At 65.0% G+C, this 14,562-nt stretch carries 10 protein-coding genes; 4 read left to right on the forward strand and 6 right to left on the reverse strand.

What is annotated here, in order from left to right; all coding sequences use genetic code 11:
• Positions 1-29: 29 nt before the first annotated feature.
• Together KAQ61_RS05875 and KAQ61_RS05880 are read right to left on the reverse strand one after the other, a co-directional pair.
• Positions 30-995, reverse strand: a complete 966-nt coding sequence (locus KAQ61_RS05875; protein ID WP_043378012.1) for an ABC transporter substrate-binding protein — start codon at positions 993-995, stop codon at positions 30-32.
• 274 nt (positions 996-1,269) lie between these two features.
• Complete coding sequence (locus tag KAQ61_RS05880; RefSeq protein WP_042412670.1) at positions 1,270-2,970, reverse strand: electron transfer flavoprotein-ubiquinone oxidoreductase; 1,701 nt, start codon at positions 2,968-2,970, stop codon at positions 1,270-1,272.
• Between the two features lie 500 nt (positions 2,971-3,470).
• Between KAQ61_RS05880 and KAQ61_RS05885 the strand changes: the two genes are divergently transcribed.
• The 3 genes from KAQ61_RS05885 to KAQ61_RS05895 all read left to right on the forward strand — a co-directional run bounded on the left by KAQ61_RS05885 (position 3,471) and on the right by KAQ61_RS05895 (position 8,046).
• Complete coding sequence (locus tag KAQ61_RS05885) at positions 3,471-4,775, forward strand: dicarboxylate/amino acid:cation symporter (protein ID WP_210930767.1); 1,305 nt, start codon at positions 3,471-3,473, stop codon at positions 4,773-4,775.
• Between the two features lie 71 nt (positions 4,776-4,846).
• On the forward strand, positions 4,847-6,718 hold the full coding sequence (locus KAQ61_RS05890; RefSeq protein ID WP_210930768.1) for a sensor histidine kinase: 1,872 nt from the start codon (positions 4,847-4,849) through the stop codon (positions 6,716-6,718).
• On the forward strand, positions 6,715-8,046 hold the full coding sequence (locus KAQ61_RS05895) for a sigma-54-dependent transcriptional regulator (protein WP_210930769.1): 1,332 nt from the start codon (positions 6,715-6,717) through the stop codon (positions 8,044-8,046). Before KAQ61_RS05890 ends, KAQ61_RS05895 begins: the two co-directional genes overlap by 4 nt.
• A 264-nt stretch (positions 8,047-8,310) precedes the next feature.
• On the opposite strand, the gene KAQ61_RS05900 is transcribed toward KAQ61_RS05895, so the two are convergent.
• Positions 8,311-8,892, reverse strand: coding sequence for a peroxidase-related enzyme (locus KAQ61_RS05900; RefSeq protein WP_210930770.1), 582 nt, complete (start codon positions 8,890-8,892; stop codon positions 8,311-8,313).
• Positions 8,893-9,037: 145 nt separating this feature from the next.
• On the opposite strand from KAQ61_RS05900, the gene KAQ61_RS05905 reads away from it, so the two are divergent.
• Positions 9,038-9,529, forward strand: coding sequence for a DUF6882 domain-containing protein (locus KAQ61_RS05905; protein WP_045266673.1), 492 nt, complete (start codon positions 9,038-9,040; stop codon positions 9,527-9,529).
• 103 nt (positions 9,530-9,632) lie between these two features.
• On the opposite strand, the gene KAQ61_RS05910 is transcribed toward KAQ61_RS05905, so the two are convergent.
• From KAQ61_RS05910 to KAQ61_RS05920, 3 genes are all read right to left on the reverse strand, one after another.
• Positions 9,633-11,048 (reverse strand): MBL fold metallo-hydrolase RNA specificity domain-containing protein, encoded by a 1,416-nt coding sequence (locus KAQ61_RS05910; RefSeq protein ID WP_210930771.1) that lies wholly within the window; start codon positions 11,046-11,048, stop codon positions 9,633-9,635.
• 269 nt (positions 11,049-11,317) lie between these two features.
• Positions 11,318-13,519, reverse strand: a complete 2,202-nt coding sequence (gene katG, locus KAQ61_RS05915) for a catalase/peroxidase HPI (protein ID WP_210930772.1) — start codon at positions 13,517-13,519, stop codon at positions 11,318-11,320.
• 484 nt (positions 13,520-14,003) lie between these two features.
• Positions 14,004-14,546: a PAS and helix-turn-helix domain-containing protein gene (locus KAQ61_RS05920; protein WP_042412684.1), complete on the reverse strand. Its 543-nt coding sequence runs from the start codon at positions 14,544-14,546 to the stop codon at positions 14,004-14,006.
• Positions 14,547-14,562 lie beyond the last annotated feature (16 nt).

Raw genomic sequence — 14,562 nt, forward strand, 5'->3', positions numbered from 1 at the left:
TGGCACCTGCCTTTGGGAAGGGTGCAAGCTTACTGCACGACTTGCGCGGCGCTCTTGACCAGGGCGTCGGACAGCTTGACGCCTTGCTTTTCAGCGGCGCCGGGGTTCACGAATAACTCCATCTTGGTGCTGACTTCGGGTTTGATGCTGCCAGCGGCTTCACCCTTGAGGATGCGCGCCACCATGCGGCCGGTCTGTTCGCCCAGGTCACGGTAGTTGATGCCATAGGCCGCCACGGCGCCGCGCTTGACGGAGTCGGTGTCCGAGGCCACCAGCGGGATTTTGGCGTCCTGGCCGACCTTGACCAGGGATTCGTAGGCCGACACCACGTTGTTGTCGGTGTTGGTGTAGATCACGTCGACCTTGCCGATCAGCGAACGGGCGGCGCTGCCCACGTCCACGGAACGGGGGGCTGCGGCTTCCACCAGGGTCATGCCCAGGCTGGGTAGCAGCTTTTGCAGTTCCTTGACCACGACCACGGAATTGGCTTCACCGGGGTTGTAGACCATGCCGATGCGCTTGGCGCCGGGCACGACCTGCTTGACCAGGTCCATCTGCTTGTCCAGGGCCAGCAGGTCAGACACGCCGGTCACATTGGTCTTGGAGGGTTCCCACGAAGCCACCAGCTTGGCGGCCACGGGGTCGGTCACGGCGGAGAACACCACGGGCACGGTCTTGGTGGAGGCCACCACAGCCTGGGCCGAGGGCGTGGCGATGGCCACGATGGCGTCGGGCTTGTCACCCACGAACTTGCGGGCGATCTGGGCGGCTGTGCCGGTGTTGCCTTGGGCGCTTTGGTACTGCCACTTCAGGTTCTTGCCGGCTTCGAAACCGGCGTCCTTCAGTGCCGCCTGCACGCCATCACGCACGGCGTCCAGGGCAGGGTGCTCGACGATGGCCGTCACGGCCACGGATTTGTCCGCCGCATGGGCGCTGGTCATCGAAGCGATTGCCAATGCGATGGCACCCAGTGGTGCCCAAGACTTGAAGTTCATTGCTTTTTCTCCACCATTGTTATGAAGCCGATGCGGCCTGCGACATGCACATGCAAAGAACGGGCCAGCTGTGGCTGCTTTGCAGCCGATCAAGTCTATAGCAGCGGATGTTGGCTCCTGGGCTGTCGCGCAGGCTGTGTGACAGTTTTCCTACATTGCGCAATTTTGTTGCGCAATGTATCGATATGGTGCGTTTTGCATGAGGCTAGTGCGTTCTGCAATGAAAAAAGACTCGCCAAGCGAGTCTTTTTTGCACGATGCATGCGGCCAGGGCTTACATGCCGGAGTAGTTCGGGCCACCACCGCCTTCGGGCGTTACCCAGACGATGTTCTGCGTGGGGTCCTTGATGTCGCAGGTCTTGCAGTGCACGCAGTTCTGCGCATTGATCTGCAGGCGCTTGCCGCCATCGGCCTCGTTGTCCACGAACTCGTAGACCCCAGCGGGGCAGTAGCGGCTTTCCGGTCCTGCGTACTTGGCCAGGTTGATGCTCACGGGCACCGAAGCGTCCTTGAGCGTCAGGTGGGCGGGCTGGTCCTCGCCGTGGTTGGTGTTGCTGATGAACACGCTGGACAGGCGGTCAAAGGTCAGCTTGCCATCGGGCTTGGGGTATTCGATGGGCTGGCACTCTGCCGCCGGCTTGAGGTAGGCGTGGTCCGGCTTGTCACGGTGCAGCGTCCAGGGGATGTTGCCCTTGAGCAGGAACTGCTCGACCCCGTTCATGACGGTGGCGGTGGACAGGCCCTTCTTGAACCAGGCCTTGAAGTTGCGGGCCTTCCACAATTCGTCGTATAGCCAGCTGCTTTCAAACGCGGTTTCGTAGGCCGAGAGCACATCGCCCTGGCGGCCGGCAACGATGGCTTCGTAGGCGGCTTCGGCCGCCAGCATGCCGGTCTTGATGGCGGCGTGGCTGCCCTTGATGCGCGACACGTTCAGGAAACCGGCATCGCAGCCCACCAGCGCACCGCCGGGGAACACGAACTTGGGCAGACTCAGGATGCCGCCGGCCGTGATGGCGCGGGCACCGTAGGAGATGCGCTTGGCCGGCTTGATGCCGTGGGCCTCGTCGCCTTCCAGGTAGTAGCGGATGTTGGGGTGGGTCTTCCAGCGCTGCATCTCCTCGAACGGAGACAGGTAGGGGTTGGCGTAGTCCAGGCCGACCACATAACCCAGCGTGACCAGGTTGTCCTCGAGGTGGTACAGGAAGCCGCCGCCATAGGTCTTGCTGTCCATGGGCCAGCCGCCGGTGTGCAGCACCATGCCGGGCTTGTGGCGGGCAGGGTCGATTTCCCACAGTTCCTTGATGCCGATGCCGTAGGTTTGCGGGTCCTTGTCGGCATCCAGCTGGAACTTGGCGATCAGTTGCTTGCCCAGGTGGCCGCGAGCGCCTTCGGCAAAGATGGTGTACTTGCCGTGCAGTTCCATGCCCAGCTGGAAGTCGCCCGTGGGCTCGCCGTCCTTGCCCACGCCCATGTTGCCGGTGGCCACCCCCTTGATGGAGCCATCGTCGTTGAACAGCACTTCGGCCGCTGCAAAGCCGGGGAAGATTTCCACGCCCAGGGCTTCGGCCTGGTCGGCCAGCCACTTGGTCACAAAGCCCAGGCGGACGATGTAGTTGCCTTCGTTGTGGAAGCACTTGGGCAGCAGGAAGTTGGGGGTGCGCAGCGAGCTTTTCTCGCTCAGGAACACCATGGCGTCCTCGGTGACGGGCTGGTTCAAGGGCGCGCCCTTGGCCTTCCAATCAGGGATCAGTTCGCTCAGGGCGATCGGGTCCATGATGGCGCCCGACAGGGTGTGGGCACCGGGTTCAGAGCCCTTTTCCAGCACCACCACCGAGACATCCTGGCCCTTCTCGGCCGCCAGTTGCTTGAGGCGGATCGCCGTGGCCAGACCGCCAGGGCCTCCGCCCACGATCACGACATCGTATTCCATGGCCTCGCGCGGGCCGTACTGGGCCAAGATTTCTTCGTTTGTCATCGGGGGTCTCTCTTGGATGGTGAAAATTTTTTCTTGCCGTCTGCGTGTCAAGGCGCACGGACCAAAACTGCGGCCGATTCTATGCGGTGCTTGGTGTGGATCCAACGTTCTGCGCCGGGGCACAGCGTTGGCAAACGACCGAAACCGGCCTTCCGGACCGCAGATGTGACGCCTGGGTGACAGTGGCCGTCGCAGAAGGCGATGTTCGGAATTCCGAATGTGTGGCCCTGTGGGTTGTTCGGAATTCCGTGCGATTTTATGCGGAAATGTTTGCTTCTCATAAGAAAATCAATCACTTGGCGTTGATTTTAGAGCTGGCACGGTCCCTGCGAATGCAAGCGCAGGCCACAACGGTGGCTGTGTATGCACGGGAGACAAACCATGCCTGGCACCCAGTGGCTTGAGGTCCTGGTGCTGCAGGCGTGGGGCAAGGGCAGGGCCAAGCACTGCCGCCCCTGGGGCTGACTTGCACGCCCGACCAACAATCAACGGAAAACCGCATGAAATTCAATCGTTTGACCACCCTGGTTCTGATGGCCATGGTGCTGGGTGTGCTGGTGGGCTATGCCTGCCACCGCTACGCCCTCAGCCCCGAAGCGGCCAAGGAGATCGCCAGCTACTTCAGCATCCTGACCGACATCTTCCTGCGCATGATCAAGATGATCATTGCGCCCCTGGTGTTTGCCACCCTGGTCGCAGGCCTGGCGGGCATGGGCGATGCCAAGGCCGTGGGCCGCATCGGCAGCCGTGCTCTGGGCTGGTTCATTGCGGCCTCGTTCTGCTCGCTGTTCATCGGTCTGGTGTTCTCCAACCTGCTGCAGCCTGGCCATGCCCTGAATGTGCCGCTGCCCGATTCGGCCGCTGGCCTGCAGCTCAAGACCTCGGCGCTGAACCTCAAGGACTTCATCACCCACGTCTTCCCGAAGAACATCTTCGAGGCCATGGCCACCAACGAGGTGCTGCAGATCCTGGTGTTTGCGCTGTTCTTCGGCGTGGCCCTGGGCCATCTGCACAGCCAGACCGCGCGTTCGCTGGTCAGCACCATGGAGGAGGTGGTCCACGTGATGCTCAAGGTCACCGACTACGTGATGCGGTTCGCCCCCGTGGGCGTGTTCGGCGCCGTGGCCGCCACCATCACCGTCCAGGGTCTGGGCATGCTGTCGGTGTTCGGCAAGTTCATGCTGAGCTTCTACCTGGCCCTGGCCACGCTGTGGCTGCTGCTGGTGGTTGCCGGATATGTGGTGCTGGGCAAGGACATCTTCCGCCTGCTCAAGCTGATCCGCGGCCCGCTGCTGGTGGGCTTTTCCACGGCCAGCAGCGAGTCGACCTATCCCAAGCTGATGGAACAGCTGGAGAAGTTCGGCGTCAAGCCGCGCGTCACGGGCTTTGTGCTGCCCCTGGGCTACTCGTTCAATCTCGATGGCTCCATGGTCTACACCACCTTCCTGGCGATCTTCATCGCCCAGGCCTACGGCATCGAGATGTCGCTGACGGTGCAGATCACCATGCTGCTGGTGCTCATGGTCTCCAGCAAGGGAATTGCCGGCGTGCCACGGGCCTCGCTGGTGGTGGTGGCCGCCGTGCTGCCCATGTTCGGGCTGCCTGAAGCTGGCATCTTGCTGATCCTGGGTATCGACCACTTCCTGGACATGGGCCGCACCCTGACCAATGTGCTGGGCAACGCGATTGCCACGGCGGTGGTCGCCAAGTGGGAAAACGCCATCGACCCCGTGGATCCGGCCCTGGCCGAGCGCGAAGAGGTCCTGCCCGCACCGGGTGAGGACGGCGCGCCCCAGGCCGCCTGAACGACCACGTGGCCACTCCGGGCGGCGCCCCTGGCGCAGCGGCGGGCGCTGCTACCATTGCCGCACTCACCATGCCAGTCCGCCGCCCGCTGCGCCAGCTCCTTCTGTTCCTGCTTTGGCTTGCCTTGACGGGGCTGAGCGGCTGGCTGGCGCTCCAGTTGGCCCAGCGCGTGGGCATCGCCGAGCTGCGCGCCACCGGCATGCACCGCCTGGAGCTGTACGGCGCCAGCCTGCAGCGCGAGATCGGTAAATACGCCTTCCTGCCCGGGGTGCTGGAACTGGAGGGCGATGTGCTGGACCTGCTGCAGGCCCCGGACACGCCGGGACTGGCCGGCAAGGTCAACGCCTACCTGGAGCAGCTCAATGACCGCGCCGGCACGTTGAGCATCTATGTCATCACGACCCAGGGGCGCGTCGTGGCCGCCAGCAACTGGCGGCGAGCAGACAGCTATTTCGGCGAGAACCTCGCCTTCCGCCCGTATTTCCGCGATGCCCTGGACACCGGCAGCGGGCGCTTCTTCGGCATCGGCACCACCCGCGGCGAACCCGGCTACTACCTGGCCACGGCCCTGGGCAACAGCCGCCACACGGTGGGCGTGGCCGTGGTCAAGGTCAGCCTGGACCAGCTGGAGCAGTCCTGGTCCACGGTGGAGGCACCGGTGTTGGTCAGCGACGAGCATGGGGTGGTCATTCTCAGCTCGGTCAGCGACTGGAAGTTCCGCGCGCTGCTGCCGCTGGATGCCGCCATGCGCGAATCCTTTGATGCCAGCCTGCAGTACAACCGCCGTCCCTTGCAGCCCTTGGGCCTGCAGTCCGTGCGCGAGCTGGACCAGGGTGCCCGTCTGGTGCGGCTGCGTGGTGACGGTGCGACCACGGCCTCGGTCTACCCGGTGTCGGGCCGCTTCCTGGCGCAGTCGCGGCCGCTGTCCGGCACGCCCTGGACGCTGACCGTGCTGTCCCACTTGGAACAGGTGGACCAGATTGCCCAGAGCCGGGCCCTGGTCGCCGCCATCGGTGCGGCTTTTGTCGGCCTGTTGGGCCTGCTGTACAACGAGCGCCGCCGCCATCTGCGCGACCGTCTGGCCGCGCGCGAGGCCCTGCAGACCGCCCACGACGAGCTGGAGCGCAAGGTGGCGCAGCGCACCACCGATTTGTCCTCGGCCAACCAGCTGCTGCAAGACGAGGTGGCCGAGCGCATCCGCGCCGAAGCCACGCTGCGGGCCGCCCAGGACGAGCTGGTGCAGGCCGGCAAACTGGCCGTGATTGGCCAGCTGTCTACCGGCATCGCCCACGAACTCAACCAGCCGCTGACGGCCTTGCGCACCCTGTCGGGCAACAGCCAGCGTTTCCTGGAACGCGGTGACCTGGACACCACGCGTGTCAACCTGCAGCGTATGGCGCAACTGGCCGACCGTATGGGCCGCATCACGGGCCAGCTGCGCAATTTCGCGCGCAAGTCCAGCGGCGCTCCGCAAGCGGTGCCGCTGTCGCGCGCGCTGGACAATGCCCTGTCGGTGCTTGAGACCCGCGTGGCCGAGACCGGGGCCGAAATCCTGCGCCAGACCGATGGGGCCGACCCCGTGGCCTGGTGTGATGGCAACCGCATCGAACAGGTGCTGGTCAACCTCATCAACAATTCCCTGGACGCGATGCGCGGCCAGTCCGCACCGCAGCTGGAGCTGGCCTGCGCCGAGGTTGATGGCGCGGCCCTGGTGACCGTGCGCGACCATGGCCCCGGCCTCAGCGAGGCCGCGCAGCAGCACCTGTTCCAGCCCTTTTTCACCACCAAGGAAGCAGGGGTGGGCTTGGGCCTGGGGCTGGCGCTGTCGGCCGGCATCGTGCGCGAATGCGGCGGCACGCTGACCGGCACCAACCACCCGGATGGTGGTGCCGCCTTCACCCTGCGCCTGCCGCTGGCGCCTTCCCCTCCGCACACCCCATGACCGACGCCCTCAAAGTTCTGATCATCGAAGACGACCCCGACATCGTGCTGGGCTGCGAGCAGGCGCTGCAGCTCGAAGGCATCGCCACCGAAAGCGTGGGCAGTGCCGAGCAGGCGCGCCGGCGCCTGTCGCGCGATTTCGCGGGCATCGTGGTCAGCGACATCCGCCTGCCCCGCATGGACGGCATGGCGTTCCTGCGCGAGCTGATGGCCATGGACCGGGAATTGCCCGTGGTGCTGATCACCGGCCATGGCGACGTGTCCATGGCCGTGCAGGCCATGAAGGATGGTGCGCACGACTTCATACAGAAACCGTTTGCCCCCGAGCACCTGGTGGGGGCCGTGCGGCGTGCGCTGGAGCAGCGCCGCCTAGTGCTGGAAGTGCGGGCGCTGCGCCAGCGCCTGGACGAACGCGACAGCCTGGAGAGCCGCCTCATCGGCCGCTCCGCAGCCATGCAGCAGTTGCGCCAGATGCTGCTGGGCCTGGCCAGCAGCGCCGCCGACGTGCTGATCCAGGGCGAGACCGGCACGGGCAAGGAGCTGGTGGCACGCTGCCTGCACGAGGCCAGTGCGCGGCGCGGCGGCAACTTCGTCGCCATCAACTGCGGCGCTCTGCCCGACACCTTGTTCGACAGCGAGATGTTCGGCAGCGAAGCCGGGGCCTACACGGGCTCCAGCAAGAAGCGCATTGGCAAGATCGAGCACGCCAGCGGCGGCACGCTGTTCCTCGACGAGATCGAGAGCATGCCCATGGCCATGCAGATCAAGCTGCTGCGCGTGCTGCAGGAGCGGGTGCTGGAGCGCCTGGGCTCCAACACGCTGATCCCCATCGATTGCCGCGTGATCGCCGCGACCAAGACCGACCTGCTGGAGCTGAGCCGGGAAGGGCGTTTCCGCGCCGACCTGTACTACCGCCTGAACGTGGCCACGGTGACCCTGCCGCCGCTGCGCGAGCGGCGCGAGGACATTCCGCGCCTGTTCGAGCACTTTGCGCTGCAGGGCGCGGCGCGCCATGAGCGCCCCGTGCCCGAGCTGACGCCAGGGCGCGTGCAGCAACTGCTGAGCTACCCCTGGCCGGGCAATGTGCGCGAGCTGCGCAACGTGGCGGAGCGCACGGTGCTGGGCATCGAGGCCGGTTCCCCGCCCTTTGGCGAAGCGGCCACGGCCACGCCCCGGCCGCTGGCGGCCACGGTCGAGGCCTTCGAGCGCGCCCTGATCGCCGAAGCCCTGCGCCGCCACGAGGGCAGTCTGGCGCGCACGGCCGAGGCCCTGGCCACGGCCAAGACCACGCTGCACGACAAGATCCGCAAGTACGGGCTGGAACGCTGACGGCGCGCACGGCCTTGCGCGATTGCGATGGATCGGCCCGGGGCCGGCTCAGTTGGGGGGCTGTGAGTGCTGGGCTGGATGCTGCGCTGCCCCGGGATTCGGGCCTGCCGGTGGGGCGCACAGTGGTCAGTCGCTCTGGGACAGCGTGTTTGGATTGAAAAATGCCTCTAGCGCTTTTCCAGTAAGCGCTAGGTGCTATAAATTTTATGTAACCCAGCGTGGCGCTGTGGACACCCCCGCAGGGGCCGTGGTGGCGGGTCTGGCTCAGCCTGCGGTCCTGGGCTGGCGGCCCATGGTGAAGAACTCCGGGTTGGGCAGCATGTTGCTGAAGCTGGCCATGCGGTTGGACATCCCGAAGAAGGCCGTGATGGCGGCAATGTCCCAGATGTCTTCGTCGTCCAGGCCGTGGGCGTGCAGCAGGGCAAAGTCCGCATCCTCGACTTCGTGGCTGCGCTGGCAGACCTTCATGGCGAAGTCCAGCATGGCGCGTTGGCGCGGTGTGATGTCGGCCTTGCGGTAGTTCACGGCCACTTGGTCGGCCAGCTGTGGCTGCTTTTCGTAAATGCGCAGGATGGCACCGTGGGCCACCACGCAGTACAGGCACTGGTTGGCGGCGCTGGTGGTGGTGACGATCATCTCGCGCTCGCCCTTGGTCAGGCTGCCTTCCTCCTTGAGCATCAGCGCATCGTGGTAGGCAAAAAAGGCACGCCATTCGGCCGGCCGGCGGGCCAGGGCCAGGAAGACATTCGGAATGAAGCCGGCTTTGTCCTGCACCTGCAGGATGCGCTCGCGGATGTCCGTGGGCAGGCTGTTCAGGTCCGGGAAAGGGTAGCGTACCGCTGGCATGGTCAAGGTCTCCGTGGTTCTGGGAAGAGGGTGGGGCTGCGCACCGCCACCCTGCGGCGGCGGTGGCACGCCCAAGCCCAGGATAGCGAGAAGGGCGCCCCGCCTGCCTGACAATCATGCCTATTGCAAAAAGATGGAATCTGGAATGAGTGACGCACACGAAGCGACCGATTGGGCGGCCTGGAGCCGCGAGGCGGTCGAGACCATGGTGGCCCGCAATGCGGAATGGCCACGTCAGTTTGGCCTGCAGGGCCACCCGGCCTACCGCTGGGATCTGGAGCGTGCGCTGCTGGTGTTTGAAGGGCCATTGCACGAGGTGGTGGCCACCGTCTGCCTGGTGGGGACGACCAGCGAGCGCGAAGGCAGCTTTGTCTGGAGCTGGGCCAACGAGGCCATTCCCCCTGTGCACGGCCAGGCGTTGGAGGTGGTGCATGAATTCGGGCGTGACCACCATCTGGCACTGTTGACGACCCCGCGCATCCAGGGCGGCCGCCCGGAGGCGACCGAATGCCTGTGCATTGCCGGTCGCCTGCAGCGCGCGGTGGGCACGTTCATCGACCAGCAGGGCGATGTGGCCCTGTACTTCACCATCCTGCACCTGCAGGTGGCTGTGGACGACGATCTGGCGCTGAACTGAGGGCGCGTCCGGCCCTTGGTGCTGGCGCCGTGCCTGCCACCGTGGCGCGTACCGTCCGCGCCCAGGCGGCTTGCCCCTCAGCGCCAGGCCACTGGCGCGGCGCTCACAGGGCGTATGCGGTTCCGTGGCTGGGCACGACCACCTCGCTGGTACCCCAGCCCTGTTGCTGGCGCAGTGCCGAGGCCAGTGCCTGCGAGGCCTGGGCCTCGCCATGGATGACATAGGTCTTGGCCGGTGGCTGTTCAAAAGCCCGTGCCCAGTCCAGCAGCGCCCGTTGGTCGGCGTGGGCCGAGAAGCCACCCAGGGTGTGGATCGATGCCTGGACTTCGATGTCGTCACCCAGCAGGCGCACATGGCGTTCGCCATCGACCAGCCGCCGCCCCAGCGTGCCCTGGGCCTGGAAGCCGGCAATCACCACGGCGCATTCGCGGCGCCCCAGGTTCTGGTGCAGGTGGTGGATCACCCGCCCGGCATCGCACATGCCGCTGGCCGAGATGATGACGGCCCCGGACCGCACGCGCGTGAGCTTGATCGAGTCTTGGACATCGCTCACGAAATGGATGCGCAACTGCTGGGTCAGCTGCTTGGCCTGCGCAAACAGCTCGCGGGCTTCGTCGTCAAACAGCGTGAAATGCTTGCGGGTGACTTCCGTGGCGGCAATCGCCATCGGCGAGTCGATGAAGATGTCCAGCGGCCCCAGCTGCCCTTGCGAGGACAGCTTCAGGAATTCATAGATCAGTTCCTGGGTGCGGCCGACGGCGAAGGCGGGAATCACCACATTCCCCTTGGCGACCGTGCGCTGGACCACCTCGACCAGCTCGTCGAGGGTGGAGGGCATGTCCTTGTGCAGGCGGTCGCCGTAGGTGGACTCGATCAGCAGTACATCGGCGCTGTCAATCGGCGTGGGGTCGCGCAGGATGGGTCGCCCCGGCTGCCCCAGGTCGCCGCTGGCCACCAGCTTGCGGGTGTGCCCCTGCTCGTCGGTCAGCCTGACTTCCAGGATGGCCGAGCCCAGGATGTGCCCCGCGTCACGAAAGCGCACCTTGACCGAGGCATGCGGCGCAAACTCGGTGTCGTAGTCCACGGTGTGGAACAGCCGCAGGCAGTGGTTCACATCGCGCAGCGTGTACAGCGGTGGCATTATCTTGTGGTGGCGGTGCCGCCCGTTGGGCTTGCTGGCCCGCTGGGTGCTGCGTTCAAAATCCGTTTCCTGGATGTGGGCGCTGTCCTTGAGCAGGACGTCGACCAGGTCCAGGGTGGCCGGCGTGGTGAAGATCGGCCCGCTGAAGCCCTGCATGGCCAGCCGCGGCAGCATGCCGCTGTGGTCGATGTGTGCATGGCTCAGCAGCACAAAATCAATGCGTCGGGGGTCGAAGGCAAAAGGTTCGTAATTGCGTTCCCGGGCTTCGCGGTTGCCCTGGACCATGCCGCAATCAATCAGGAAACGGCAGTCCGCCGCCTCCACCAGAAAACACGATCCCGTGACTTGCTGGGCGGCGCCATGAAAAGTGATCTGCATGAATGAGGATCCGGGCCTGTCCCTGTGTTGCAGGAGAGCACACCACCCTCGGACAGGCCTGTGCAGCGGTGGTGCACAGGTCCACCATACGCCAGAAACGGAGGGCTGTTCAAGCCAGGTGCGGCGCGTGGCCCGCGGCGGCAGCGCCGCTTGATGCAGGGCAAACCGCGCGCTGCCTGGCACCGTGGGTGCACGCCGCCATGAAAAAGCGCCCCGAAGGGCGCGGTTGGAGGAAGTCAACGCTGGGGCCGGAGCCCCAGGGCGGTGCCTCACTTCTTCAGGTCAAAGCGGTCCAGTTCCATGACCTTGGTCCAGGCGGCCACGAAGTCGTGGATGAACTTGCCGCTGGAACCTGCCTCGGCATACACCTCGGCCAGGGCGCGCAGGATGGCGTTGGAGCCAAACACCAGATCCACGCGGGTGCCGCTCCACTTCTTGGCACCGGTCTTGCGGCACACACCTTCGTAGGTGCCATCGTCCAGTGCCTTCCACTGGGTGCCCATGTCCAGCAGGTTGACGAAGAAATCGTTCGTCAGCTTGCCGGGGGTTGCGGTCAGCACACCGTGCTCACTGCCATCGGTGTTGATGTTGATGGCACGCAGGCCGCCGAGCAGCACCGTCATTTCGGGGGCGGTCAGCGTGAGCAGTTGTGCCTTGTCGATCAGCAAGGCCTCGGCCGGCGCTGCGAAGGCCCGCTTCTGGAAGTTGCGGAAGCCATCGGCCACGGGCTCCAGCACATCGAACGATGCGGCATCGGTTTGTTCGGCACTGGCGTCAGTGCGACCGGGTGTGAACGGTACCGAGATCTGCGTGCCGGCATCGGCGGCGGCCTGTTCCACACCGGCGCAGCCACCCAGCACGATCAGGTCGGCCAAGGAGATGCGCTTGTCGCCCTCGGCGGCCTTGTTGAACTCGCGCTGGATGCCTTCCAGCACGGCCAGGACCTTGGCCAACTGGACAGGGTGATTGACGGCCCAGTCCTTCTGTGGGGCCAGGCGGATGCGGGCCCCATTGGCACCGCCGCGCATGTCCGAACCCCGGAAGGTCGAAGCCGCGGCCCAGGCCGTGCCCACCAGCTCCTGCACGCTCAGGCCGGAGGCCAGCAGTTTGGCCTTCAGTGCAGCCACGTCAGCGGCATTCACCAGCGGGTGGTTGACGGCGGGCACAGGATCCTGCCAGATCAGCTCTTCCTTGGGCACTTCGGGGCCCAGGTAGCGTGCACGCGGGCCCATGTCGCGGTGGGTCAGCTTGAACCAGGCGCGGGCAAACGCTTCAGCAAAAGCCTGGGGATTTTCCAGGAAGCGGCGCGAAATCTTTTCGTAGGCCGGGTCCATGCGCAGCGACAGATCGGTTGTCAGCATGGTGGGCTTCTTGTTGGGGCCGCCATGGGCGTCGGGGATGACGTCTGCGGCATCCTTGGCCACCCACTGGATGGCGCCGGCGGGGCTGTGGGTCTTGACCCACTCGTACTTGAACAGGTTCTCGAAGAAGTAGTTGCTCCACTGAGCGGGGGTTTGCGTCCAGGTCACTTCCAGGCCGGAGGTGATGGTGTCGCCACCGTGGCCACTGCCAAAGCTGCTGGCCCAGCCCAAGCCCTGGGCTTCCAGGCCGGAAGCCTCGGGGTCGGTGCCGACGTGGCTGGCCGGCCCTGCGCCGTGGGTCTTGCCGAAGGTGTGGCCACCGGCGATCAGGGCGACGGTCTCTTCATCGTCCATGGCCATGCGGGCGAAGGTCTCGCGGATGTCGCGGGCGGCCGACAGCGGGTCGCCATTGCCGTCCGGGCCTTCGGGGTTGACGTAGATCAGGCCCATCTGCACCGCAGCCAGCGGGTTCTCCAGATCGCGGTCACCGCTGTAGCGGCTGTTGGGTTTGTCGCTGGTGGCCAGCCATTCCTTTTCCGCACCCCAGTACACATCCTGATCGGGTTCCCAGGTGTCGACGCGACCACCGGCAAAACCGAACGTGCGAAAGCCCATGGTTTCCAGTGCGACGTTGCCGCACAGGATCATCAGATCGCCCCAGGAAATCTTGTTGCCGTATTTCTGCTTGATGGGCCACAGCAGGCGGCGCGACTTGTCGATGTTGACGTTGTCAGGCCAGCTGTTCAGCGGGGCGAAGCGTTGCTGGCCGCGTCCAGCACCTCCACGGCCATCCTGCATGCGGTAGGTGCCGGCGGCGTGCCAGGCCATGCGGATGAACTGGGGACCATAGTGGCCGAAGTCGGCAGGCCACCAGTCCTGGGAGTCGGTCATCAGCGCGCGCAGGTCGCGCTTGAGGCCTTCGTAGTCCAGTTGCTGGAAGGCTTGTGCATAGTCGAAGCCTTCGTCCATGGGGTTGCTTTTGGCGGAGTGCTGGCTCAGCAGATCCACGCGCAGCTGGTTCGGCCACCAGTCACGGTTGGTGGTGCCACCGCCCTTGGCAGCGGTGCCGCTGTTGGCTTGGTGGAAGGGGCACTTGGATTCAGTGGTCATGGGGAATCTCCGTTTCTGCGAGGCTGACAAGTCGACGGTTTCGGGAGTGCAATATCAATTAATAATCGATATTAAACTTGTTAAATCAATAGCTGTTTGCAATTGATGCCTCGAATTATCCTTGCTTGCAAGCAAAGCGGGCGATTTTTGCTATTGATTTTTCTTAGCTGCACCATAGGCAGCGTCTTCATCACCGTTGGCACGGCGGGTTGTCGGGCAGTCCAGGCCCGCTTAGCCAGTGCGGGGTGTGGCCGGAACCTGGGTGTCGACAAGCAAAGACGCAGCCTCGTGCGCATGCTGTGCAAAAAGCTTAGAAGACCGACAAGGCACTAACAAGGGTGCCCGGTCAAATCGCGGGATTGGCCTACACCAGCGGCGGTTGTGATGCAGGGCAACTGCCCTGGCTGCTGGGGGCTGAAATCAGGCAGTACGTCTGTAACCCTGTCGAGGCCGAGGAACAGGTCGAGCAGGGCTGGGGCAGCCCTCAGCCGGCCAGCAGCTTGTGGACCAGGTCTGCAGCGGTCGAGGCGCAGTACTTGCGCATCAGCCGGGCACGGTAGATTTCCACGGTGCGGTGGCTGATGTTCAGGGCCCGGCCAATTTCCTTGGACGTCAGCCCCTCCAGTAGGCGCGCAGCCACTTCGCGTTCGCGGCCGGTGAGTTCGGCCTTGACGGGGCGCTGGGCCGAGAGGTCCTCAAAGCTCCAGATACCCGCCGCATGGGGCTCGCTGCGGTCCAGGGCCCGGCCGCTGACGTGGCACCAGAAGGTTTCGCCCGTGCCCCGCTTCATGATGCGGTTGTCGGCGTAAAAGCCTTTGGCATTCAGAATGGGCGCCATGTGGGCCCCGAGGCGTTCGTATTCATCGGCCGAGGGGTAGAGCACCTGGAAGGATTGGCCGATCAGCAATTCGCGCGAGGTGGCGAACATCTCGCACACATGCTGGTTGCAGTCGACCATGATGCGGTTGCGGGAGATCACCAGCCCGACGGGCGCCAGATCGAATGCCAAACGGTGGTCCAGGTTCATGTGGGTAAGACTTTAA

Origin of the sequence: Comamonas aquatica (genome assembly GCF_018064205.1) — a bacterium.
Lineage (GTDB): Bacteria > Pseudomonadota > Gammaproteobacteria > Burkholderiales > Burkholderiaceae_C > Comamonas > Comamonas aquatica.

Excerpts from the sequence above, each read along its gene's own strand:
- KAQ61_RS05900 (WP_210930770.1), bottom strand. The coding sequence starts at position 8,892 with ATGCCAGCGGTACGCTACCCTTTCCCGGACCTGAACAGCCTGCCCACG.
- KAQ61_RS05880 (WP_042412670.1), bottom strand. The coding sequence starts at position 2,970 with ATGACAAACGAAGAAATCTTGGCCCAGTACGGCCCGCGCGAGGCCATG.
- katG (WP_210930772.1), bottom strand. The coding sequence starts at position 13,519 with ATGACCACTGAATCCAAGTGCCCCTTCCACCAAGCCAACAGCGGCACC.
- KAQ61_RS05885 (WP_210930767.1), top strand. The coding sequence starts at position 3,471 with ATGAAATTCAATCGTTTGACCACCCTGGTTCTGATGGCCATGGTGCTG.
- KAQ61_RS05905 (WP_045266673.1), top strand. The coding sequence starts at position 9,038 with ATGAGTGACGCACACGAAGCGACCGATTGGGCGGCCTGGAGCCGCGAG.
- KAQ61_RS05895 (WP_210930769.1), top strand. The coding sequence starts at position 6,715 with ATGACCGACGCCCTCAAAGTTCTGATCATCGAAGACGACCCCGACATC.
- KAQ61_RS05910 (WP_210930771.1), bottom strand. The coding sequence starts at position 11,048 with ATGCAGATCACTTTTCATGGCGCCGCCCAGCAAGTCACGGGATCGTGT.
- KAQ61_RS05875 (WP_043378012.1), bottom strand. The coding sequence starts at position 995 with ATGAACTTCAAGTCTTGGGCACCACTGGGTGCCATCGCATTGGCAATC.
- KAQ61_RS05890 (WP_210930768.1), top strand. The coding sequence starts at position 4,847 with ATGCCAGTCCGCCGCCCGCTGCGCCAGCTCCTTCTGTTCCTGCTTTGG.
- KAQ61_RS05920 (WP_042412684.1), bottom strand. The coding sequence starts at position 14,546 with ATGAACCTGGACCACCGTTTGGCATTCGATCTGGCGCCCGTCGGGCTG.